The sequence below is a fragment of the Xanthomonas sp. 3307 genome, from assembly GCF_014199735.1.
Taxonomy (GTDB): domain Bacteria; phylum Pseudomonadota; class Gammaproteobacteria; order Xanthomonadales; family Xanthomonadaceae; genus Xanthomonas_A; species Xanthomonas_A rydalmerensis.
Window position 1 is genome coordinate 917068 of record NZ_JACHOG010000001.1, and the last position, 18814, is coordinate 935881.

The 18814-nt window shown below is 70.4% G+C and carries 13 protein-coding genes and 1 pseudogene; 2 read left to right on the plus strand and 12 right to left on the minus strand.

The features are described 5' to 3' along the window. Nucleotides 1–117: 117 nt before the first annotated feature. Nucleotides 118–1005: a DnaJ C-terminal domain-containing protein gene (locus GGR64_RS03890; protein ID WP_048490191.1), complete on the minus strand. Its 888-nt coding sequence runs from the start codon at nucleotides 1003–1005 to the stop codon at nucleotides 118–120. A gap of 135 nt (nucleotides 1006–1140) precedes the next feature. After that, nucleotides 1141–1608, minus strand: a complete 468-nt coding sequence (locus GGR64_RS03895; protein WP_010341349.1) for an Hsp20/alpha crystallin family protein — start codon at nucleotides 1606–1608, stop codon at nucleotides 1141–1143. Nucleotides 1609–1777: 169 nt separating this feature from the next. Here GGR64_RS03895 and GGR64_RS03900 point away from each other — a divergent pair, with 169 nt between their 5' ends. Continuing rightward, on the plus strand, nucleotides 1778–2260 hold the full coding sequence (locus GGR64_RS03900) for a peroxiredoxin (RefSeq protein ID WP_160966313.1): 483 nt from the start codon (nucleotides 1778–1780) through the stop codon (nucleotides 2258–2260). 31 nt (nucleotides 2261–2291) lie between these two features. Continuing rightward, nucleotides 2292–2876 carry a ferritin-like domain-containing protein gene (locus GGR64_RS03905; RefSeq protein ID WP_160966311.1) on the plus strand — a complete coding sequence of 195 codons (585 nt, stop codon included), beginning with the start codon at nucleotides 2292–2294 and terminating at the stop codon, nucleotides 2874–2876. Nucleotides 2877–3554: 678 nt separating this feature from the next. Here the strand turns inward: GGR64_RS03905 and pbpC are convergent. The 10 genes and pseudogenes from pbpC to GGR64_RS03955 form a co-directional block, all read right to left on the minus strand. After that, entirely contained in the window at nucleotides 3555–5948 is a 2394-nt protein-coding gene (gene pbpC / locus GGR64_RS03910) for a penicillin-binding protein 1C (protein WP_184644039.1), read from the minus strand. Between the two features lie 297 nt (nucleotides 5949–6245). Then, on the minus strand, nucleotides 6246–6734 hold the full coding sequence (locus GGR64_RS20680) for an ATP-binding protein (protein ID WP_326520303.1): 489 nt from the start codon (nucleotides 6732–6734) through the stop codon (nucleotides 6246–6248). 799 nt (nucleotides 6735–7533) lie between these two features. Continuing rightward, nucleotides 7534–8928 (minus strand): sigma-54 dependent transcriptional regulator, encoded by a 1395-nt coding sequence (locus tag GGR64_RS03920; protein WP_184448197.1) that lies wholly within the window; start codon nucleotides 8926–8928, stop codon nucleotides 7534–7536. Nucleotides 8929–9010: 82 nt separating this feature from the next. Then, nucleotides 9011–11452: an ADOP family duplicated permease gene (locus GGR64_RS03925; protein WP_184644041.1), complete on the minus strand. Its 2442-nt coding sequence runs from the start codon at nucleotides 11450–11452 to the stop codon at nucleotides 9011–9013. Continuing rightward, nucleotides 11449–12219 carry an ABC transporter ATP-binding protein gene (locus tag GGR64_RS03930; protein WP_184644043.1) on the minus strand — a complete coding sequence of 257 codons (771 nt, stop codon included), beginning with the start codon at nucleotides 12217–12219 and terminating at the stop codon, nucleotides 11449–11451. The genes GGR64_RS03925 and GGR64_RS03930 overlap by 4 nt, the downstream gene beginning before the upstream one ends. Before the next feature lie 21 nt (nucleotides 12220–12240). Beyond that, on the minus strand, nucleotides 12241–13491 hold the full coding sequence (locus tag GGR64_RS03935) for an efflux RND transporter periplasmic adaptor subunit (protein WP_184644045.1): 1251 nt from the start codon (nucleotides 13489–13491) through the stop codon (nucleotides 12241–12243). 147 nt (nucleotides 13492–13638) lie between these two features. Then, on the minus strand, nucleotides 13639–14580 hold the full coding sequence (locus tag GGR64_RS03940; RefSeq protein WP_184644047.1) for a glycerophosphodiester phosphodiesterase family protein: 942 nt from the start codon (nucleotides 14578–14580) through the stop codon (nucleotides 13639–13641). Nucleotides 14581–14599: 19 nt separating this feature from the next. After that, nucleotides 14600–17503, minus strand: a complete 2904-nt coding sequence (locus GGR64_RS03945; protein ID WP_184644049.1) for a TonB-dependent receptor — start codon at nucleotides 17501–17503, stop codon at nucleotides 14600–14602. 318 nt (nucleotides 17504–17821) lie between these two features. Further along, nucleotides 17822–18000: pseudogene (locus GGR64_RS03950) on the minus strand (DeoR family transcriptional regulator); the annotation flags it as partial. A gap of 41 nt (nucleotides 18001–18041) precedes the next feature. Further along, nucleotides 18042–18701 (minus strand): HAD family phosphatase, encoded by a 660-nt coding sequence (locus tag GGR64_RS03955; RefSeq protein WP_184644051.1) that lies wholly within the window; start codon nucleotides 18699–18701, stop codon nucleotides 18042–18044. Between the last annotated feature and the right edge of the window lie 113 nt (nucleotides 18702–18814).

Here is an 18814-nt window from a genome sequence, read left to right on the forward strand (position 1 = left end):
CGCGATGGCCGGTTTATCGGGACCGCATCGCGGCTGAAGCCACTCCTACGACGCCACAGAGCGAGGGGAGCCCGCTTTTGCGAATCCCCACTCCCGACTCCCCAATCCCGGCACCACTCACACGGCCTCGCCAAAGGCCTTGGCCAACCCGCGATACGCCTTGCGCTGGGCTTCGGTTTCCGGCGCCGGCGCCAGTACTTCCAGTTCGACGATCTGGTCGCCCGGCGGGGTGCCGGGCAGGCCGCGGCCGCGCAGGCGCAGCTTGCGGCCGGCGTCGGACTCCGGCGGGATCTTCAGTTCCACCGCCCCGCCCAGGGTCGGCACGCTGATGCTGGTGCCCAGCGCTGCCTGCCACGGCGTCACCTGCAGGGTGTAGAGGATGTTGCGGCCGTCCACCTCGAACTGCGGATGCGCGGCGTACTCGATCTCCAGCAGCAGGTTGCTGCCGCCGTTGCCCTGTCCGCTCAGCCGGATCACCTGGCCGGGGCGCACGCCCTTGGGCACGCGCACGTCCAACTGTTTGCCGTTGATGGTGATGCGCACGCTGTCGCCGGCGTACACCGCCTCCAGCGGCACCGCCAGCTTGGCGCGGGTATCGCCGCGCGGTGCACCGGGTCCCGGACCGGGGCCGGCGCCGCCCTGGCGTGCGCGCTGCTGGCGGGCGAACAGGCTCTCGAAGAAATCGCTGAAGCCGCCGCCGGCGCCACCGTTGCCGAACACTTCCTCGAAGTCGAAGCCCTGCGCACCGCCGTAGTTCGGCGGCGCGTGGAACTCCTCGCCCGGGCGGTAACCCTGCGCGCGCAACTGGTCGTAGGCGGCGCGCTTGGGCGGGTCGCGCAAGGCCTCGTAGGCCTCGTTGATCGCCTTGAACTTCTCTTCGGCCCCAGGCTCCTTGCTGACGTCGGGATGGTACTTGCGCGCCAGCCGCCGGTACGCGGTCTTGATCTCGGCATCGCCGGCGCTGGGTTCCACGCCCAGGGTCGCGTAGTAATCCTTGAATTCCATCCATCACCTCAAAAAGAGTCGGCCCGCCGCCTTGCGGCAACGGGCCGGTGGCATGCATTGCGCCATCGCCCGGCCATTCTACGGCCGGCCGCGAAGGCGCGGCGTCGCGATGGCGACGCCGCTGCGAGCGGGCGCTTACTGCACGATCGTGGCCCCGGTATCGACCTGGATGCGGCGCGGCGTGCTCGCCGGTCGCTTGGGGATGCGCACTTCCAGCACGCCATGGTAGCCGGTGGCGGAAATGCCGTCCGGGTCGGCGCTGTCGGGCAGCGCGAAGCGGCGATGGAAGCTGCCGTAGCGGCGCTCGATGCGCGAGAAGCGCTCGGTATCGGCGGCCGATTCGCTCTTGCGCTCGCCCTTGATCGAGAGGATGCCCTTGTCCATCGACACCTCGATCTCCGACGGATCGATGCCCGGCAGGTCGGCGTACAACACGAAGCGCTCCGGCTCCTCCTTGATGTCCACGCGCGGCACCCACTGCGCGGTGACGACGGCCGATTCGTCGGTGCCGCCGTTGGGGTCGAAGAAGCGGTCGAACACCTGCTTGATCTCGTTCTGGAATGCGGCCTGGGCCGGCCACTGGCGATAACGGACGATGCTCATCGTGGTCTCCTGAAACGTGAATGAGGTACACCCCGGAGGGGACGGTTCGCGGCGGCGGGACCGGCCCGCCGTCCATGCCCGTCAGATAGGCCTGCCGCCGCGCTTTTCAAGGCGTTGACGCCACCTTCCCATTTCCGTTTCTAGACTCGGTTCATCCAAGGAGCCCGACATGCCCATCCAGATCGGCGAACGTATTCCCGAAGTGGTGCTGCAGCACATCCGCGACGGCGTGGAAGCCGTGGACACGCGCACCCTGTTCGACGGCCGCCGCGTGCTCTTGTTCGCAGTGCCCGGCGCCTTCACCCCGACCTGTTCGGAGAAGCACCTGCCCGGCTATGTGGAGCACTTCGAGGAGTTCCGCAAGCGCGGCATCGAGGTGTACTGCATGGCAGTCAACGACCCGTTCGTGATGCAGGCCTGGGGCAAGAGCCAGCTGGTGCCGGACGGCCTGCAGATGCTGTCCGACGGCAATGGCGACTTCGCCAAGGCACTGGGTCTGGAACTCGACGCCAGCAGCTACGGCATGGGCGTGCGGGCGCGCCGCTTCGCGCTATACGCCGACGACGGCGTGGTACGTGCGTTGTTCGTCGAGGCGCCGGGCGAATTCAAGGTCTCCGCCGCCGACTACGTGCTGCAGCATCTTCCCGACTGATCCCCTCACCCACCACAGGAAACGGCCAGCCATGTCCAACAAGCCAGCCACCCCGAACACCGACGCCAAGCCGCTGCAGCACACCGCCGGCCTCACCGACACCGCCACCCTGCGCGCCAACGCCCGCCAGAGCATCGAGGACGGCGCGATCACCAAGAGCTACAGCGCCGACCGCGAGGCGGTGATCAAGATGCTCAACGACGCGCTCGCCACCGAGTACGTGTGCGTGCTGCGCTACTACCGCCACTACTTCATGGCCGCCGGCATGCTCGCCGACGCGGTCAAGTCCGAGTTCCTGGAGCACGCGCAGCAGGAACAGGCGCACGCGCACAAGCTCGCCGAGCGCATCGTGCAGCTGGGCGGCGAGCCGGACCTCAACCCGGACACGCTGACCGCGCGCTCGCACGCCGAGTACAAGGAAGGCGAGGACCTGCGCGACATGGTCAAGGAAAACCTGATCGCCGAGCGCATCGCCATCGACAGCTACCGCGAGATGATCAACTTCGTCGGCGACAAGGACACCACCACCAAGCGCATCCTGGAAGAGATCCTGGCCCAGGAAGAAGAGCACGCCGACGAGTTCTCGGACATGCTGGAAGGCTGGATCGGCAAGTAAGCCGGTTCTGCGTTACGCACCCTCGTAGGAGCGGCTTCAGCCGCGACAGGCCTGCCCGATGGATTCTGTTGCGGCTGCAGCCGCTCCTACGTTTTTTCTCTTCGCGCGATACACAAATCTCAAGCGAAAGCAAAGGCTTTCGCCCTTACGGGCGAGTTACTTTGATCAGCCTGCGGCTGCTGAGAAGCGCTTCTTTGCTCGCGCAAAGAAAAGGTAACCAAAAGAAAGCGCGCCCTGCCTTCGCGCCCTCCGCGCTGCGCGCTCCAGGTCCGCGTCCATCGCGGGGATCCGCGGAAGGGGCTTGGCTGCTTCGCAGCCAAGTCCGGGGCAGTCGCCTCACGGCGCCAGCCCGCCCGCCGGGGCGAAGCAGTGCTTCGCCTTTTCCGGCGAGCCCTGCCCTGCCGCGGACGGCGCACATCCATGTGCGCCGCCCTTCGGGTTCTTCCCCGCGATGGCCGCCGCTTCGGAAGGGAACCCGACAAGTCAAAAGCAAGAGCAACAGCCAAAGCCAACGCCAAGCCACCGCGACTCTCATAGGGACTCGCGGTTATCGGTGTCCGGGAGCGATGTGGGAGGGACTTCAGTCCCTAGTGCTTCCGAGGTCAGATCGTCCGCCTACTCTGGTCGTCGTGGTTGCTTGACAGTTGGCTTCTACGAGGGCGCGCGCGCCACCGCTGCTCAACGCAACACGCGGAACCGGACCTGGGTCCAGGCGCCGTTGCTGGCCAGCGCGGTCAGGGTGTGGTCGCCGGCATCGGCGAAGTCGCGCTGGAAGGTGCGTGCGCCCTCGGTACGGGCGATCCAGCGGCCGTCCAGCAGCCAGTCCACCGGCGTGCTCGTGCCCAGCGCGCGCACCTGCAGGCGCACGCTGGTGCTGCCCGGCGCACGCGCCAGGGTGGCGCGGTCGTTGAGGCCTTCGATGCGCAGCACGTCGCTGCGGCCGCGGCCGTCGTCGCGGCAGTCCGGCGCCAGCGCCGGCAGTTGCCCGGCCTGGCGCTCGCTGGCGTGCAGCCACGGGGTCAGCAGTGCCGGCCAGTGCGCCAGGTCGCGGGTGACCGCCACGTGCGGTTGCGCGCAGTCCGGCGACAGGCGCAGGCCGCTGTGCGCGTCCACTTGCACGGTCTCGCGACCGGCGCTCCACAGCCGTGCGTCGCGCTCGGCGAAGGTCGGCGGCACCGCGCCATCCAGCGCATAGGCGGAGAAACGGCGCTGGCACAGCGCCGGCGGCGTCTGCTCGGCGGCGACGCCCAGCGGCCAGCACACGTCCACCTGCTGCACGTTGGCGGGCATCGGCCGCGCTGCGTTGTCGCCGCGCAGGCGCGGCAGGCTGTCGATGGTCTCGAACATCAGCGGCAAGGCGGTCACCGCGCCGTACTGGCCGGGCAGCGGCGTGCCGTCCGGGCGGCCCACCCACACGCCGACGGTGTAGCGGCGGGTACTGCCGATCGCCCAGGCGTCGCGGTAGCCGTAGCTGGTGCCGGTCTTCCAGGCTACGCGCGGGCGCGTGCCGACGTCGAAGGTGCCGATGCCGTAGCCGGGACGCGGATTGGCCTCGAGCATCTCGCGTACGATCCAGGCCGCACCGGGCGACATCAGCCGCCGCTCGATGCGCTTGTCGGACGCGCTGTAGCGCACGTGGCCGGCGATGCCATCGCGGTTGAGCGCGGCGAAGACGCCGACCAGTTCCTCCAGTTTCGCACCGGTGCCGCCGAGGATCAGCGCCAGGTTGGGCGTGCTGCCGCGTGGGAACTTCAGGCCGATGCCGGCGTTGCTCAACCGCGCGGCGAAGCGCGCCGGCCCGACCCGGTCGAGCAGGTCCACCGCCGGCACGTTGAGCGACAGGCGCAGGGCGCTGGCGGCGCCGATCGGGCCGTTGAAGGCTTCGTCGAAATTGCCCGGGCGGTAGTCGCCGAAACTCTGCGGCGCGTCGACCAGCAGGCTTTCGGAGTGGATCAGGCCGTCGTCCAGGGCCATGCCGTACAGGAACGGCTTGAGCGTGGAGCCGGGCGAGCGCCACGCCTGCACCATGTCCACGTCGCCGAGCCGGCGGCGATCGCCGAACTGCACCGAGCCGATGTAGGCGCGCGCCTGCAGGTCTTGGTTGTCCACCACCAGCAAGGCGGCGGAGGTGCGCTCGGGCAGTTGCGAGAAGTAGGCGCTGACCCGGTCTTCGAGGGTGCGCTGCAGGTCGGCGTCGAGGGTGGAGACGATGTGCGCGGCGTGCAGGTGTTGCTGGCGCAGGCGCTCGGCCAGCAGCGCGGCGTGCAGCGGCGTCTGCAGCGAGCGCGCCACCACCGGTTCGATGCGCGCGTCGTCGACCTGCGCGCGCGGCCACACGCGCAGCGCGACCATGCGTTCGAGCACCTTGTCGCGCGCCACGCGCGCCGCTTCCGGATGCCGGTCCGGACGCAGCCGGCTCGGCGCCTGCGGCAGCACCGCCAACAGCGCTGCCTCGGCCTGCGACAGGCGCGCGGCCGGTTTGCCCAGGTAGGCCCAGCTCGCCGCGTCCACGCCTTCGATGGTGCCGCCGTAGGGCGCGCGCTCCAGGTACAGCTGCAGGATCTGCCGCTTGCTCAGGTGCGCTTCCAACTGCAGCGCGCGCAGCGCCTGCTGCGCCTTGCCCCAGGGCGTGCGCGTGCTGACCTCGGGCGGCATCAGGATGCGCGCCACCTGCATGGTCAGGGTGGAGCCGCCGGAGACGATGTGGCGCGAGAACAGCCACTGCTTGGCCGCACGCAGCAGCGCCCAGGGATTGACCCCGGGGTGGACCCAGAACCAGCGGTCTTCGTAGTTCAGCAGCGCCTGCAGGTACAGCGGCGAGACGCTGTCCGGCGTGGCCGGATAGCGCCAGACGCCATTGCCATCGGCGAAGGCGCGCAGCGGGGTGCCGTCGGCCGCCACCACCAGGGTCGAGGTGTCGCGCGACTTCGGCAGCGGCAGCGGGAACGCGAGATCCAGCAACAGCAAGGTCGACAGCAGCGCCACCGTTCCCCAGCGCAGCCACGGCAGCAGACGCGTCCAGCGCCAGGGGCGCCGTGCGGCGTGCGGAGCGGCGGTGTCGTCCAGTGGCATGCGTGCTCCCGATGGAAGCGGCCATTTTGCCTGTTGCGGCGGCGACGCGGGAGTGGGAATGCTCCTGCGCGTGCGACGTCGTCGGCGATGCGCGGCTCGGAACACCGCCAACAGTTCGCGGTTGCCGCGACGCGATTGGACGCGCTGGTACTTTGTAGGAGCGGCTTCAGCCGCGACGGGCATTCCCGATAACGCCCGTAGCGGCGAAAGCCGCTCCTACAACGGCATTGAGGCTCCCGGAGACACGCAATGCCAGCCCGTAGTGCACGGGCTAGCCCCCGCCGAACGCCCCCCACCCTACGCCAGCGGCAGGCGCAGCGTCGCCACGCTGCCGGGCGCATCCGTGCGCGCCTCCAGGCTCAGGCTGCCGCCCTGCGCCTCCACGATCTGCCGCGACAGCACCAGGCCGATCCCCGAGCCACCGGGCTTGGTGGTAAAGAACGGCACGAACAGGTTGTCGCTGGGCGGCAAGCCGGCGCCGCCGTCGAGCACCTCGATCAGCACACTGGCGCCGTCGCCGCGCGCGCGCAGCGTCACCGGCGCGCTGCCGCCGGCTTCCAGCGCGTTGCGCAGCAGGTTGATCAGCACCTGCTCGAGCTGGTCGGCATCGGCGCGCGCGTGCAGCGCCGGTGCGATCGCGAGCTGCACCCGGGCGTCGTCCAGCAGCCGCTGCACGCGCGCGCACAGCGGCGCCAGCGCTACCGGCGCCGGGACCGGCGCGGGCAGCCTGGCTAGCCGGGCGTAGCCGCCCAGGAAACGCTGCAGGGCGGCGCTGCGCTGTTCGATCACACCCAGGCCGTTGTGCAGATCGGCCTGCAATTCGGCGTCGAGCGCCTGCGGCGCGGCCGCCAGCAGCCGCGCGAGGGTGTCGGCGATCGAGGCGATCGGCGCCAGCGAATTGTTGATCTCGTGGCTGAGCACGCGCAGCAGGCGGCGGAAGGCTTGCGCCTCCTCCTCGCGCAGCGCGCGCTCCATCGGCTGCACCAGCAACAGGCGCCCGGCCTGGCTGCGACTGCGCAAGGCGGCGTGGCCGATCTGCCAGCGCCCCTGCTGCCGAGGAAACGCATGCGCCTGGATGCTGCCCGACGGCACGTCGAACAGGCCGGCCAGTCCCAGCGCCTGCGCGGATTGCCCGATCGCCTGCTGGGCGGCGACACCCAGCAAACGCTCGCCGGCCGGGTTGAGCAGGCGCAAGCGCTGATCCTGTTCGAAGGCGAACACCGCCCCGTCCAGTGCCGCCAGGGTCTTGCTCAGCAGTTGCAGGCTTTCGTGCGAATCGCGCTGTTCGTCCTGCAGGCGTTGCGCCAATGCATTGAATCGCGCCAGCAGGCCGTCGGCATCGTGCGCGTCCTGCGCCGCACGCACGCTGTAGTCGCCCTCGCGCAGCGCGTCCAGCAAGCCGCCGAGGGTACGCAGGCGCTGCCCGGCATCGCGCTGCTGCCGGCGCCATAGCGCCGCGGTCAGCAACAGCACGCACAGCAGCAGCACCACCGCCTCGGGCAGCCGCGGCGCGCCGGCCACGAGCACCAGCACCAAGGCCAGCAAGGCCGGCGCCGCCAGCCACAGCGGCCGCCAACGCTGCCGCTCAGCCGCCGTCATCGCTGCGCAGGCCGTGCTTGCCCAGGCGCCGGTACAGGCTCTGCCGGGTGATGCCGAGTTGGTCGGCGGTGCGCTGCAGGTTGCCCTGCTGCTGCGCCAGCGCCTGTTTCAGCAGCAGCGCCTCGGCTTCTTCCAGGGTCAGCTGTGTCGATAGCGCGGGCGCGACGCTCGTCGCCGGCTGCAGGCGCAAATCGTCGCTGCCCAGGATGCTGCCGTCGGCCAGCAGCGCCGCGCGCTCCATCGCGTGCGCCAGCTCGCGCACGTTGCCGGGCCAGGCGTAGCCCAGCAGCGCGCGCTCGGCGTCGCGCGCCAGCGTCGGCAGCGGCCGCCGATACCGCGTGCAGGCGGCGGCCAGGTAATGCCGCGCCAGCGGCAGGATGTCGGCGCCGCGTTCGCGCAGCGGTGGCACCCGCACCTGGAAGGTGTTGAGCCGGTACAGCAGATCCTGGCGGAAGCGGCCGGCCGCCACTTCCGCCTCCAGGTCGGCATTGGTCGCCGCGACGATGCGCACGTCGACCCGCTGCGTGCGCGAGGAGCCCAGCCGCTCGAACTCGCCATCCTCGATCGCGCGCAGCAGCTTGGGTTGCTGCTGCAGCGGCAGGTTGCCGATCTCGTCCAGGAACAGGGTGCCGCCATCGGCCAGTTCGAAGCGGCCGGCACGGTCCTGGCGCGCGTCGGTGTAGGCGCCGCGCACATGACCGAACAGTTCGGCCTCGAACAGGGTCGGCGCCAGCCCGCCGACGTTGACCTTGACGAAGGCCTGCGTGCGACGCGGCGACCACTGGTGCAGCAACTGCGCCAGCAGGCTCTTGCCGGTGCCGTTCTCGCCCAGCAGCAGCACGTTGGCGCCGCTGCCAGCGATGCGCAGCAGGTCCCCGACCAGCCGCTGCATCGGTGCCGATTCGGCGACGAAATCGGCCGCGCCCTCCTGCAGCAACAACGCCTGCGCCTCGCCGAGCCGCTGCGCGGTGCGCCGGCTACGATCCAGTGCGATGCGGCTGTCCAGCACCGCCAGCACCCGTGCGTTCTGCCAGGGCTTCTCGATGAAATCGACAGCGCCCTCGCGCATCGCCGCCACCGCCACTTCGATGCTGGCCCAGGCGGTCATCGCGATCACCGGCAGCCCCGGCCATTGCGCGGCGATCTGCGCGATCAAGGCAAGGCCTTCGGCGCCGGAAGTGGTGTCGCGGGCGTAGTTCATGTCCACCAGCACCGCGGCGAATTCGTCGCCACGCAGGCAGGCCAGCGCCAGTTCCGGCGATTCGGCGCCGACCATGCCGTAGCCGGCGCTCTTGAGCAGCATGCGCAGGGCTTCGCGCACGTCGGCCTGGTCGTCGACGACGAGGATGCGCGGCAAGGGCGATGTGCGGGCGTCGTTCATGGCACAGAGTCTAGCGGCCGGGCGCGGTGGGCAGGCGCCACGGCCGCCGCCGTGGCGTACCCGCATCGAGAGGCGAAGCGGATCATTCGGCGCGCAAGGCCTGCATCGGCGGCACCCGCGCCGCCCGCTGCGCCGGCGCCAGTGCGGCGAGCAGGCCGGCCGCGGCCAGCACCAGCAGCACCGCGCCGATCGCCAACGGGTCGGCCACACGCACCTCGAACAGGAAGCGCTGCAGCAGCCGCGACACCGCCATCGCCACGCCCAGGCCCAGCAGCAGCCCCACTCCGATCTGCATGCCGGCCTCGCCCAGCACCTGCCGCCGCAGTCGTGCCGGCGGCGCGCCGAGCGCGGCGCGCACGCCGAACTCGTGTTGCCGCGCGGCCACCGCCACCGCCATGACCGCGTACAGGCCGACCGCCGCCAGCAGCAATGCCAGGGCGGCGAACAAGCCGACCAGCAGCAGGTTGAGCTTCTGCTCGCTGGTGGTGGTGGCGACCAGCGCCTGCATCGGCCGCAGGTCGGCGATCGGCTGCTGCGGCGCCACTTCGTCGATCGCCGCACGCAGCGCGCGCTCGTCGGCGCCCAGCGCGCCGGCGCGCAGATGGACCGCATAGGTCAGCGCGCCGAAACCGCGAATGATCTGCCACATCGGCTCGCTCATCTGCGCCAGCGGCTGGTACACCGTCGGCTCCGGCGGCTCGGCCGGGCTGGTATGACGCACGTCGCCGACCACGCCGACCACGCGCATCGCCAGGCGCTGGTTGCCGCCGTCGTCGGGCACGGTGATGCTCTTGCCCAGCGCCTGCCCGTGCAGGTAGCGCGCGGCGAAGCTGGCGCTCACCACGCAGACCCGCTCGGCCCCAGCCACGTCGCTGTCGGCGATCCCGCGCCCGGCCAGCAAGGGGATGCGGAACACGTCGAGGAATTGCGGCGTGGCTAGCCGGTACTGGGCATCGACGGAGGGCGCACCGTTGATCTCCACGCTCCAGCTCAGCCGCGTCGCCGTCGGCGGATTGGTCGACACTCCCACGCGGTCGATGCCTGGGACCTGCTGCAGCCGCGCGACGATGCGCCGGGTCTGCTCCACCGCATCGGCCGCGGTGACGTAGCGTTCCTTCACCGGCGCCAGGGTGAACACCACCGCCGACCGGCTCTCGAAACCCATCGGCACCTCCGCCAGTTTCTGCAAGGTGCGGGTGAACAAGGCCGCGCCGATCAGGAGCACCACGGCGATGGCCACCTGTGCGATCACCAGGACGCGACCGAGGCGCCCGGCCTGCAGACTCCAGCCGCCACGCCCACCGCCAGCCAGTTCGGCGACCAGATTGCGGCGGCGGCCGCGCACGATGCCCAACACGGCGGCCAGCAGCGCGGTGGCACTGCCGGCGAGCAGCGCGAACAGCGCGCTGGCGCCGGTCAGGTGCGCGGCCTCGCCGCGCATCCACATCAGCGGTACCCAGTCGCCGAGCAGGCGCAGCCCAAGCCAGGCCAGCGCCAGCCCGGCCAGGCTGCCGAGTACGCCGATCAGCACGCCTTCGGCCAGCGCCGGCAGGCTCAGCCGCAGCCACGATGCACCCAGCGCGGCACGCACCACGCTGTCGTGGCTGCGCCCGAGCGCGCGCAGCAGCATCAGGCTGGTCAGGTTGATCGCGGCGATCAACAGCACGCAGGCGGCCGCGGCGAAGAACAGCCACAGCGTGTTGCCGCTATTGGCGGCGTACAGACTGTCCTGCAACGGCAGCGCATTGGGCGGCCGCCGCTGCAACGAGCCCCACCACGACGCGTCCATGTGCGGGCTGTTGCGCAAAAAGGCCTTGAGCGTGGCCGCGGTCTGCGCGGAGGCCGCGGCCACGCTGACTCCGGGGCGCAACCGCGCCACCACGATCTCGTTGGTGGACAGGTTGGTCTCGGCCAGGTCCGGCTGCATGTTGCGGATCAGGTCGAAGGGGTCGGCCCAGGGAAAGTCAGCCGGCAACACGCCGACGATCTGCACCGGCTTGCCTTCGACCTGCAGCATGCGCCCCACCGCCGCCGGATCGCCGCCGAAGTAGCGCTGCCAGAAGCGATGGCTGAGGATCACCGCCTGCGGCCCGCCGGGCCGGCTTTCCTCGTCGCTGAAGTTGCGCCCCGCCGCCATCGGCAGGCCGAGCGTGCGCAGGACGCCGGCATCGGCACTGATTGACGCGACCACCTCGCTGGCATCGCCGCGGGCGATGTTGGCCGGCACCGGGAAGCCGCGCAGGATGCCGATCGACTGCAGGCTCGGCATGCGCCGCAACACCGGGTAGTAGCCGGGCGCGGCGACATTGCGGCCGGGATCGCTGGACAGGCCGAGCGTGACCAGCCGCTCCGGCTGCGGGAACGGCAATGGCTTGAGCAAGGCCTGGTCGAGCAGCGCGAACACTGTCGTGGTGGTGGCCACGCCCAGCGCCAGGGTCAACACTGCCAGCAGCAGATAGCCGGGCTTGCGCGCCAGCGCGCGCCAGGATTGCCGCATCTCCGCCCAATGCAGGGCGGCGCTCATCGCGCCTGCTCCGCGACGCGCACCGGCAACGCCACATCCTGCTCGTGGCGCAGCCGCTCGAAGGTGTCCTCGTCGACGATGCGGCCGTCGAGCATGTGCACGATGCGCTGCGCGCGCCGCGCGAACGCCGGGTCGTGGGTGACCATGCACAAGGTGGTGCCGTTGTCGTGCAGTTGTTCCAGCAACTGCATCACCGCCTCGCCGTTGCGACTGTCCAGATTACCGGTGGGCTCGTCGGCAAGCAGGATCGCCGGGTTGCCCGCCAGCGCGCGCGCCACCGCCACGCGCTGCTGCTGGCCGCCGGACAACTGCCCCGGATAGTGCTTGTGGCGATGCTGCATGCCGACCAGTTCCAGCACCTCGCGCACGCGCTGGCGGATCTGACTGCGCTGGGCGCCGGCGCGGTAGGTCAGCGGCAACGCCACGTTCTCTTCCACGGTGAGGTCGGCGATCAGGTTGAAGGCCTGGAAGATGAAGCCGATCTCGGCGTTGCGGATGCGCGCGCGGCCGACCGTGTCCAGTTCGGCGACGTTGCGGCCGTTGAGCCGGTAGCTGCCGCCGCTGGGCGCATCGAGCAGGCCCAGGATCGACAGCAGGGTCGACTTGCCGCAGCCGGACGGTCCGGTGATGGCGACGAAATCGCCGGGCGCCACCTCCAGCGCGATCTCGGCCAGGGCGTGCGTCTCCACTTCCTCGGTGTGGAACACCTTGCTGAGCCCGTCCAGGTGGATCAACGGCGCGGCGGATGGTGCGGGAATTGCGGTCATGCGGGGTCTCTCCTGGTCTGGCTAGCGTAAGCGCAAGGTGGCGTCGGCATTCCATTGGCTGGTGTCGGACAGCACGACGCGATCGCCGGCGCGCAGGCCGGCACGGACTTGGATGCGGTCGCTGGAAGCGGCGCCGAAACGCACGCGAATGCGCTGCGCGGTCTGGCCGCCGTCGCGCAGCACGAACAGGCTACCGGCGGCGTTGGGGACGGCCAGCGCCGGGCGCGGGATGCTGACCACGTCGCGCAGCGTGCCGAGCACGATGCGCCCGTCCACCGACAGGTCCGGGCGCACGCCGGACGGCAGCGGCGGCGTCAGCCGCACGTCGACCACCACGCTGCCGCTGCGCACCGCTGGATCGATCCGCGCCACCTGCCCGCTGACGACGCCGTTGTGCGTGTCCACCGCGACCGGCAGGCCCTCGATCACGTCCTTGGCCAGGACCTCGGGCACCTGCAGCCGCGCCAGCAGGTCGTCCGGGCGCGCGACCCGCGCCAACTTGGCGCCGGCCTCCACACGCTGGCCAGGCTCCACGTCCACCTGCTGCAGGATGCCGTCGCTGCCGGCGCGCACCTGCAGCGCGTCGGCTTGTTGCGCGGCGATGGCCAGGGTGCTGGCGGCCTGCGCGCGCCGCGCCTGTGCCGCGCGCAACTGCGCGGCCATGTTCTGCCGGAACGCGGCCACGCGCTTGGTCTCGATGTCGGCGCGGCCGCGCTGCTGCGCCTCGACGATCTGGCTCTGGGTCAGGTCGATGTCCGAGATCGCCCCGCCATCGTGGCCGCGCCGGTAGGCCTTGGCCTTGATCTGCGCGATCTGCAACTCGGACTCGGCCTGCGCCTGCAGCGCCTGCTGGTCCAGCAATTGTGATGCCAATGCGGCGTGCAGTGCGGCCAGGTCGGCATCGGCGCCAGCCAACACGGCGCGCGCGCGATCCAGGCCGGCGTCCAGTTCCGGATTGACCAGTTGCAGGATCGGCGTATCGGCCTGCACGCGCGCGCCGGCCTCGACCCGTTGTTGTTGCACGGTGGCCGGGGCCCCGGCGGTGATCCAGCGGATCTGCCGCGGCACCAGCACGCCGCTGGCGCGGACCTCGCGGCGCATCTCGCCGCGCGTGGCCGCATCGATCCACAATTCGCTGCGCGTCACGCGCGGCGCCGCGCGGCCGCTGCCGAGCAGTGCCACGCCAAGCAATACCGCAACGGCAGCGGCCACCACCAGCCAGCGACGGCGGTGGCGCCAGAACGAACGGTTCGGTGATTTCGCGATATCCATGCCCGCTGTGCAGCAGGCTGCGTGCCAATCGGCGAACCGCACTAACCCATTGAATCGTTTGCACTACGACCGCGACGCGCGCGGTCGCCGCGTCCGCAAGCGGTCGTGCACCGACCGATTACGGACAGTGGCGCGAGCAGGTGCGGGTCAGGGCTTTTCCAGCGACGCGCGATAGCGCAGCAGCGCTTCCGGTTCGTCGGTCTGGAAGGCGCCGATGCCGGCGCGATACAGCCGCCCCCACACCGCTTCCGGATCGCGCACCGCATCGGCATCGCCGCCGACGTCGGCGACGAAGCCGTCCCACAGCGTGTTGACCAGCAGCCGCACGTGCCGCTGCTTGGCCAGGGCCGCCACCGCCGGCAACTGGGCCAGGCGCATCCGCGGCAGTTCGATCGCCACCGGCCGCACCTTGCCTTCCGTCTGGGTGCGCACGGTCTGCACCAGATCGTCGGTGCCCGGCGGATTCAGCAGCACCGGGGTGAAGTTGACCTGGTCGAACGGCGGCATCGACGCCAGATCCTGGCTGGCGACGCCGACCTCGGTCTTGATCACCACCTGCCGCTCCATGCCGGCGCGGCGCACCGCATCGACCACCTCGGCGTAGATCGGCGCCTTGACGTCGAGGTTGAGCATGATCCGGCCCTTGGCCGCGGCCAACATCTGCGCCAGGGTCACTGGATGCTGGTCGGTGAGCGCCGCGTCGGGACCGCCCTCGTCGTCGCGCAGGCGCAGCCGCGCCAGTTGCGGCCAGGTGAGTTCGGCGACCTTGCCGGTGCCGTCGGTGGTGCGGTCGACGGTGGCGTCATGGAACATCACCAGGGTGCCGTCGCCGGCGCGGCGGATGTCGGTTTCGAGCATGTCCACGCCCAGCGTCACGCAGCGCTCCAGGCCCAGCAGCGAGTTCTCCGGCGCGTGCCCGGCGAAGCCGTGCGCGGGCGCGGGGTTGTGGCAGCCGCGATGGGCGACGACGAAGATGCCGCCGTCCGGTGCGGCCAGGCGCGCCTGGATCGGGGCGATGGCGGCGACGGCCGGAGCCGTCGCGGTCAGCAGCGCGGCGAGAACGGCGCCGCGCGAGAAAAGCAGGTTCATGGTTGGTCTCCGGCAACGGTCACAGCGACGGGGTGAAACGCAGGCCGAGCCAGTAGGTGGTCGGCATCGAATAACTGTCCTTCAGCAGGTTCTCGCCGGGGCCGGTCAGGCTGGTGAGGCGGCTGTGGGTGACATTGCTGATCTGGCCGACCACGCTGAGCTGCTTGCTCACCGCCCAGGTCGCCGACAGATCCAGCTGCGAGCGCGGCGCCCAGTACAGGTCCTGCCAGGCGATGTTGCTGACGATGGCGCGCAGCGCCTTGCCCTGGCGGTTGTAGGCCGCACGCAGTTCCACGCCGCCGACGGTGTAGAACAGCGAGGCGTTGGCGGTGTAGTCCGGCTGCCCGACCAGGCGATCGACGGTGCGCTGGCTCTGCACCACGTTGGGTGCGCTGCCGCTGGTGAACGGCACGTCCATGCCGCCGTCGAGCAGGGCCAGGTTGGCGCTGGCGCCCAGGCCGGACAGCGCCGGCACGCCCGGGAACAAGGTGTTGAACACCGCGCTCAGTTCCAGGCCGCGCACGTGCGCCTTGGCGGCGTTGGCCGGGGTGCTGATCAGCACGTTGGAATAGGTGGTGCCGTTGAAGCTGAACTGGTCGGTGCGCGAGAGGGTGAAGATCTCGTCCTGGATGCGCTTGTCGAACAGCGCCGCGGCCAGCATGCCGTCGAAGTCGTCGGGCAGGCGCCATTCCAGCGACAGGTCCAGGTTGGTGGACACGCGCGGCTTGATGTCGGGATTGCCGATGGTGACGGTCACGCCCTGCGCGTTGGGATTGCCCATGTCGCTGCTGTTGACGAAGCTGATCGAGGTGCGCGCGGCATAGGCGTCGTAGGGCGGGCGGCCGAGCGTGCGGCTGGCGCCGGCGCGCAGGTCGAGGCGATCGTTGACGTGGTAGGTCATCACCGCCGAGGGCAGCACTTTGGCGTAGCGCGAATCGGTGGGCGCATCGACGTAGACGTAGTTGCCGCTGGCCGCGTCCAGTTGCCGCTGGCGGCCGACCGTGGATTGGTCGGTATGGTCGTAGTGCAGGCCGGCTACCACGTCGACATCGTCGCTGCGGTAGCCGAGCAGGCCGTAGGCGCCGAAGATCTCCTCGCGGTGGCTGAAGTTGTCCTGGTTGCTGAAGGCGCTCTGGTCGGTGCGGTTGAACGCGCTCAGCGGCGTCGCTTCCAGCACCTGGTTGGCCTTGTTCGGATCGATCGCGATCAGGTTCAGGCCCAGGTAGCGCATCGGCGCGTTGGACGGCGCCAGCACGTCGCCGATCTTCAGCGGCGGCGCGCTGCGGTTGGGCTGGTACTCCACGCGGTAGATGTCGAAACCGGGCTCGTCGCGGGTGTAGCTCAGGCCGCTGCCGAAGCCGAAGCCGCGGTCCATCTCGCCGCGGTTGAAGGCGTAGTCCAGGCGTCCGGTGAGCACCTTGTCGCGCGCATTGCGCTGGTAGTCCGGGCGCCAGTACAGCAGGCTGTAGTTGTCGTAGTCGTAGTACGCCTGCGCCGACATCGGGAAACGCTGATTGAGCGCGGAGGTGTCGTAGTTGAAGCCATAGGCCGCCGTCGGCACCACGGTGACGCCGGGGCCGGTCTGTCCGGTAGGCACCGCCGCCGGGCGCTGCGCGCCGGTGACGTACTTGATCATCTTGATCGGTTCGGCATAGGTGGCATCGGACCAGGACGCGCGTGCCGACAGCACCTGCCGGTCGTCCGGGCGCCATTCGAAGCCGGTCTGGCCGAGCTTGGTGCGGGTGGTGGTGATCTGGTTGGAATAGCCCACTTCCACGTCGCCGACCGGGTAGCTGCCGCTGGTCGCGGTCTGGTTGTAGACGCGATTGCGGTTGCGCGGATCGAGGATGATCTCGTTGCGCTCCATGTTGTCGCGGAAGTAGTAGTAGCCGGCCGTGGCGTAGGCCTGCAGCGACTCGCTCAGCCGCGCCTCGAACTTGCCGGTGAGGCCGTAGCGGTCGCGCTTGTCCATCACGTACCAGTACTTGTCCTGCTGCGGCACGGCCCAGCCGTTGCCCAGGTTGGTGCCACTCTGCAGCGTGCCGGTGCTGTCGTAGAACCCGTAGTGCACCGTGTCGGTGGTCATGTGGGTTTCGGTGTAGCTGCTCAGCGTCTGGTAGTTGCCGGACAGGGTCAGGCCGTACTGGCCTTCGCTGCCGAAGGTACGGCTGCCGGTGGCAAGCACGCGGTAGCCCGGGTCGTCCTGGTCGCGCGGCTTGCCGACGTCGTTGGCATGGCCCAGCGACGCCTCGGCGGTGAAGAACGGCTTGCCGCCGTTCTCGAACGCGCTGCGGGTCTTGAGGTTGATCGCGCCGCCGGTGGCGTTCGGATCCAGGTCGGGGGTGAAGGTCTTGATGACCTGCAGTTCGCTGACCATCGAGGCCGGCAGGATGTCCAGGCGCACGCCGCGGGTGATCGAGCCGAGCGTGCCGTTGGGCGTGCCCGGCGAGGCCACGGTCAGGCCGTCGATGGTGACGTTGTTGTAGGACGGGCCGAGGCCGCGCAGCACCGGGGTGGCGGCTTCGTCGCGCGGATGCTCGTTGTCGGTGGCCGGCAGGACGGACAGGCCCGGAATGCGGCGCAGCGCCTCGACGATGGTGGTGTCCGGCAGCGCGCGCACGTCGGTGGAGCTGACCACGTCGGTGATGTTGGTGGCCGCGCGCTTGCTCTCGATCGCCGCGGCATTGGCCTTGCGCACGCCGGTGACCTGCACGCTGGACAGCGTGGTGGTGCCGTCGCCGTTGGAGGCATCGTTGGGCGGGGTGTCGGGCGTGGGGTTGGCCGCGGTAGCGGCAGCGACGGCCCTTGCGTCGGCGGCGACCGCCGCCGTGGTGGACGCGGCGTCCTGCGCCAGCGCGGCCTGGCAGCTGGCGGCGAGCGCGCAGACGATCAGCGCCCGGCGCCGATGGGTGAGTGATTGCATTGCGATGTCCCCTGGTTGACTGAATTAAGTAACTTAAAGTTTGTTATTTAATCCCAGGGATATGACGAAACGATGGCGCTGTGTGGAAGGCGTGAAGACACAGCCGTCTCTGCCCGCCGGCGCGGCCGGCGGCCGCCTGCAATGCGGTGCGATGCGGCAGGCACGATTGGCGCCTGCCGTTCCCGCAGCGGTTGCCCGAAACGCAGAAGCCGCCGGATGACGGCCCGGCCCAGACCGTGGCCGCGGCTGCAGCGTGGTGCACTTGCGCCGCCTGCGTGGCGAAGGCAGCGCGCGCTTGCGCTCGGCATGCTAGGCCTGGCGCTGCGGCAGCGGCGCGGACGCCGGCGTTGGCGGCAGCGCCCCACCGTAGACCCGCCGGCACAGCCCTGCGCGGCGAGTTCGCGCAGGTCGCGGCGGATCGACTCCTCGGCCACGGCGAAGCGCTCCGTCAGCTCCGCCGCCACCACTCGGCCGTGCTCGCGCAGGCGCTGCAGGATCGCCTGCTACCGCTCCTGCGGCAGCGTGTCGCGCTCGCCGCTCAGGGCGCCGCGGCGCCGGCGCGCGGCGGCAGCAGCTCCAGCGCGACCAGCTCCTCGCGCAACGCCGCGGCATCGCGAAACTGCAGCGCATGCATGCCGGTGGCAGCCGCGGCCTGGACATTGCGCGGCGCATCGTCGATGAACACCGCCCGCGCCGGGTCGATCGCGAAGCGTTCGCACAGCAGCGCGAAGATCGCCGGGTCCGGCTTGAGCAGGCGTTCTTCGCCCGACACCAGCACGCCCTCGAACCACTGCAGGAACGGATAGCGTTCGCGCGCGATCGGGAAGGTCTCGTGCGACCAGTTGGTCAACGCGTACAGCCGCACCCCCTGCCCGCGCAGTTCGTCCAGCACCGCCACGGTGGCGTCCAGCGCGCCGCCCAGCATCTCTGGCCAGCGCGCGTGGTAGGCCGCGATCAGCGGCGCATGCGCCGGATGCTGCGCGCTCAGTTCGGCCACCGCCTCGTGCCACGGCCGTCCAGCGTCCTGGCGCTCGTTCCACTGCGGGCTGCACACCTCGCGCAGGAAGGTTTCCATCGCCGCCTCCTCGTCGAACAGGCGGCGGTACAGATGGCGCGGGTTCCAGTCGATCAGGACGCCGCCGAGATCGAACACCACCGTGTCGAGGTGGGGCGCGGCGGACGGGGGGGACGCGGGCATGACGGGCTCCAGGGAACGGAAGGGGAACGCAGCGGCGGAGCAGGCGCGCATTGGCGGCGGCCGGCAGCAGCGCCGCCACCGCGGCCACTGCTGGCGGCAGGCCGATGGCGACG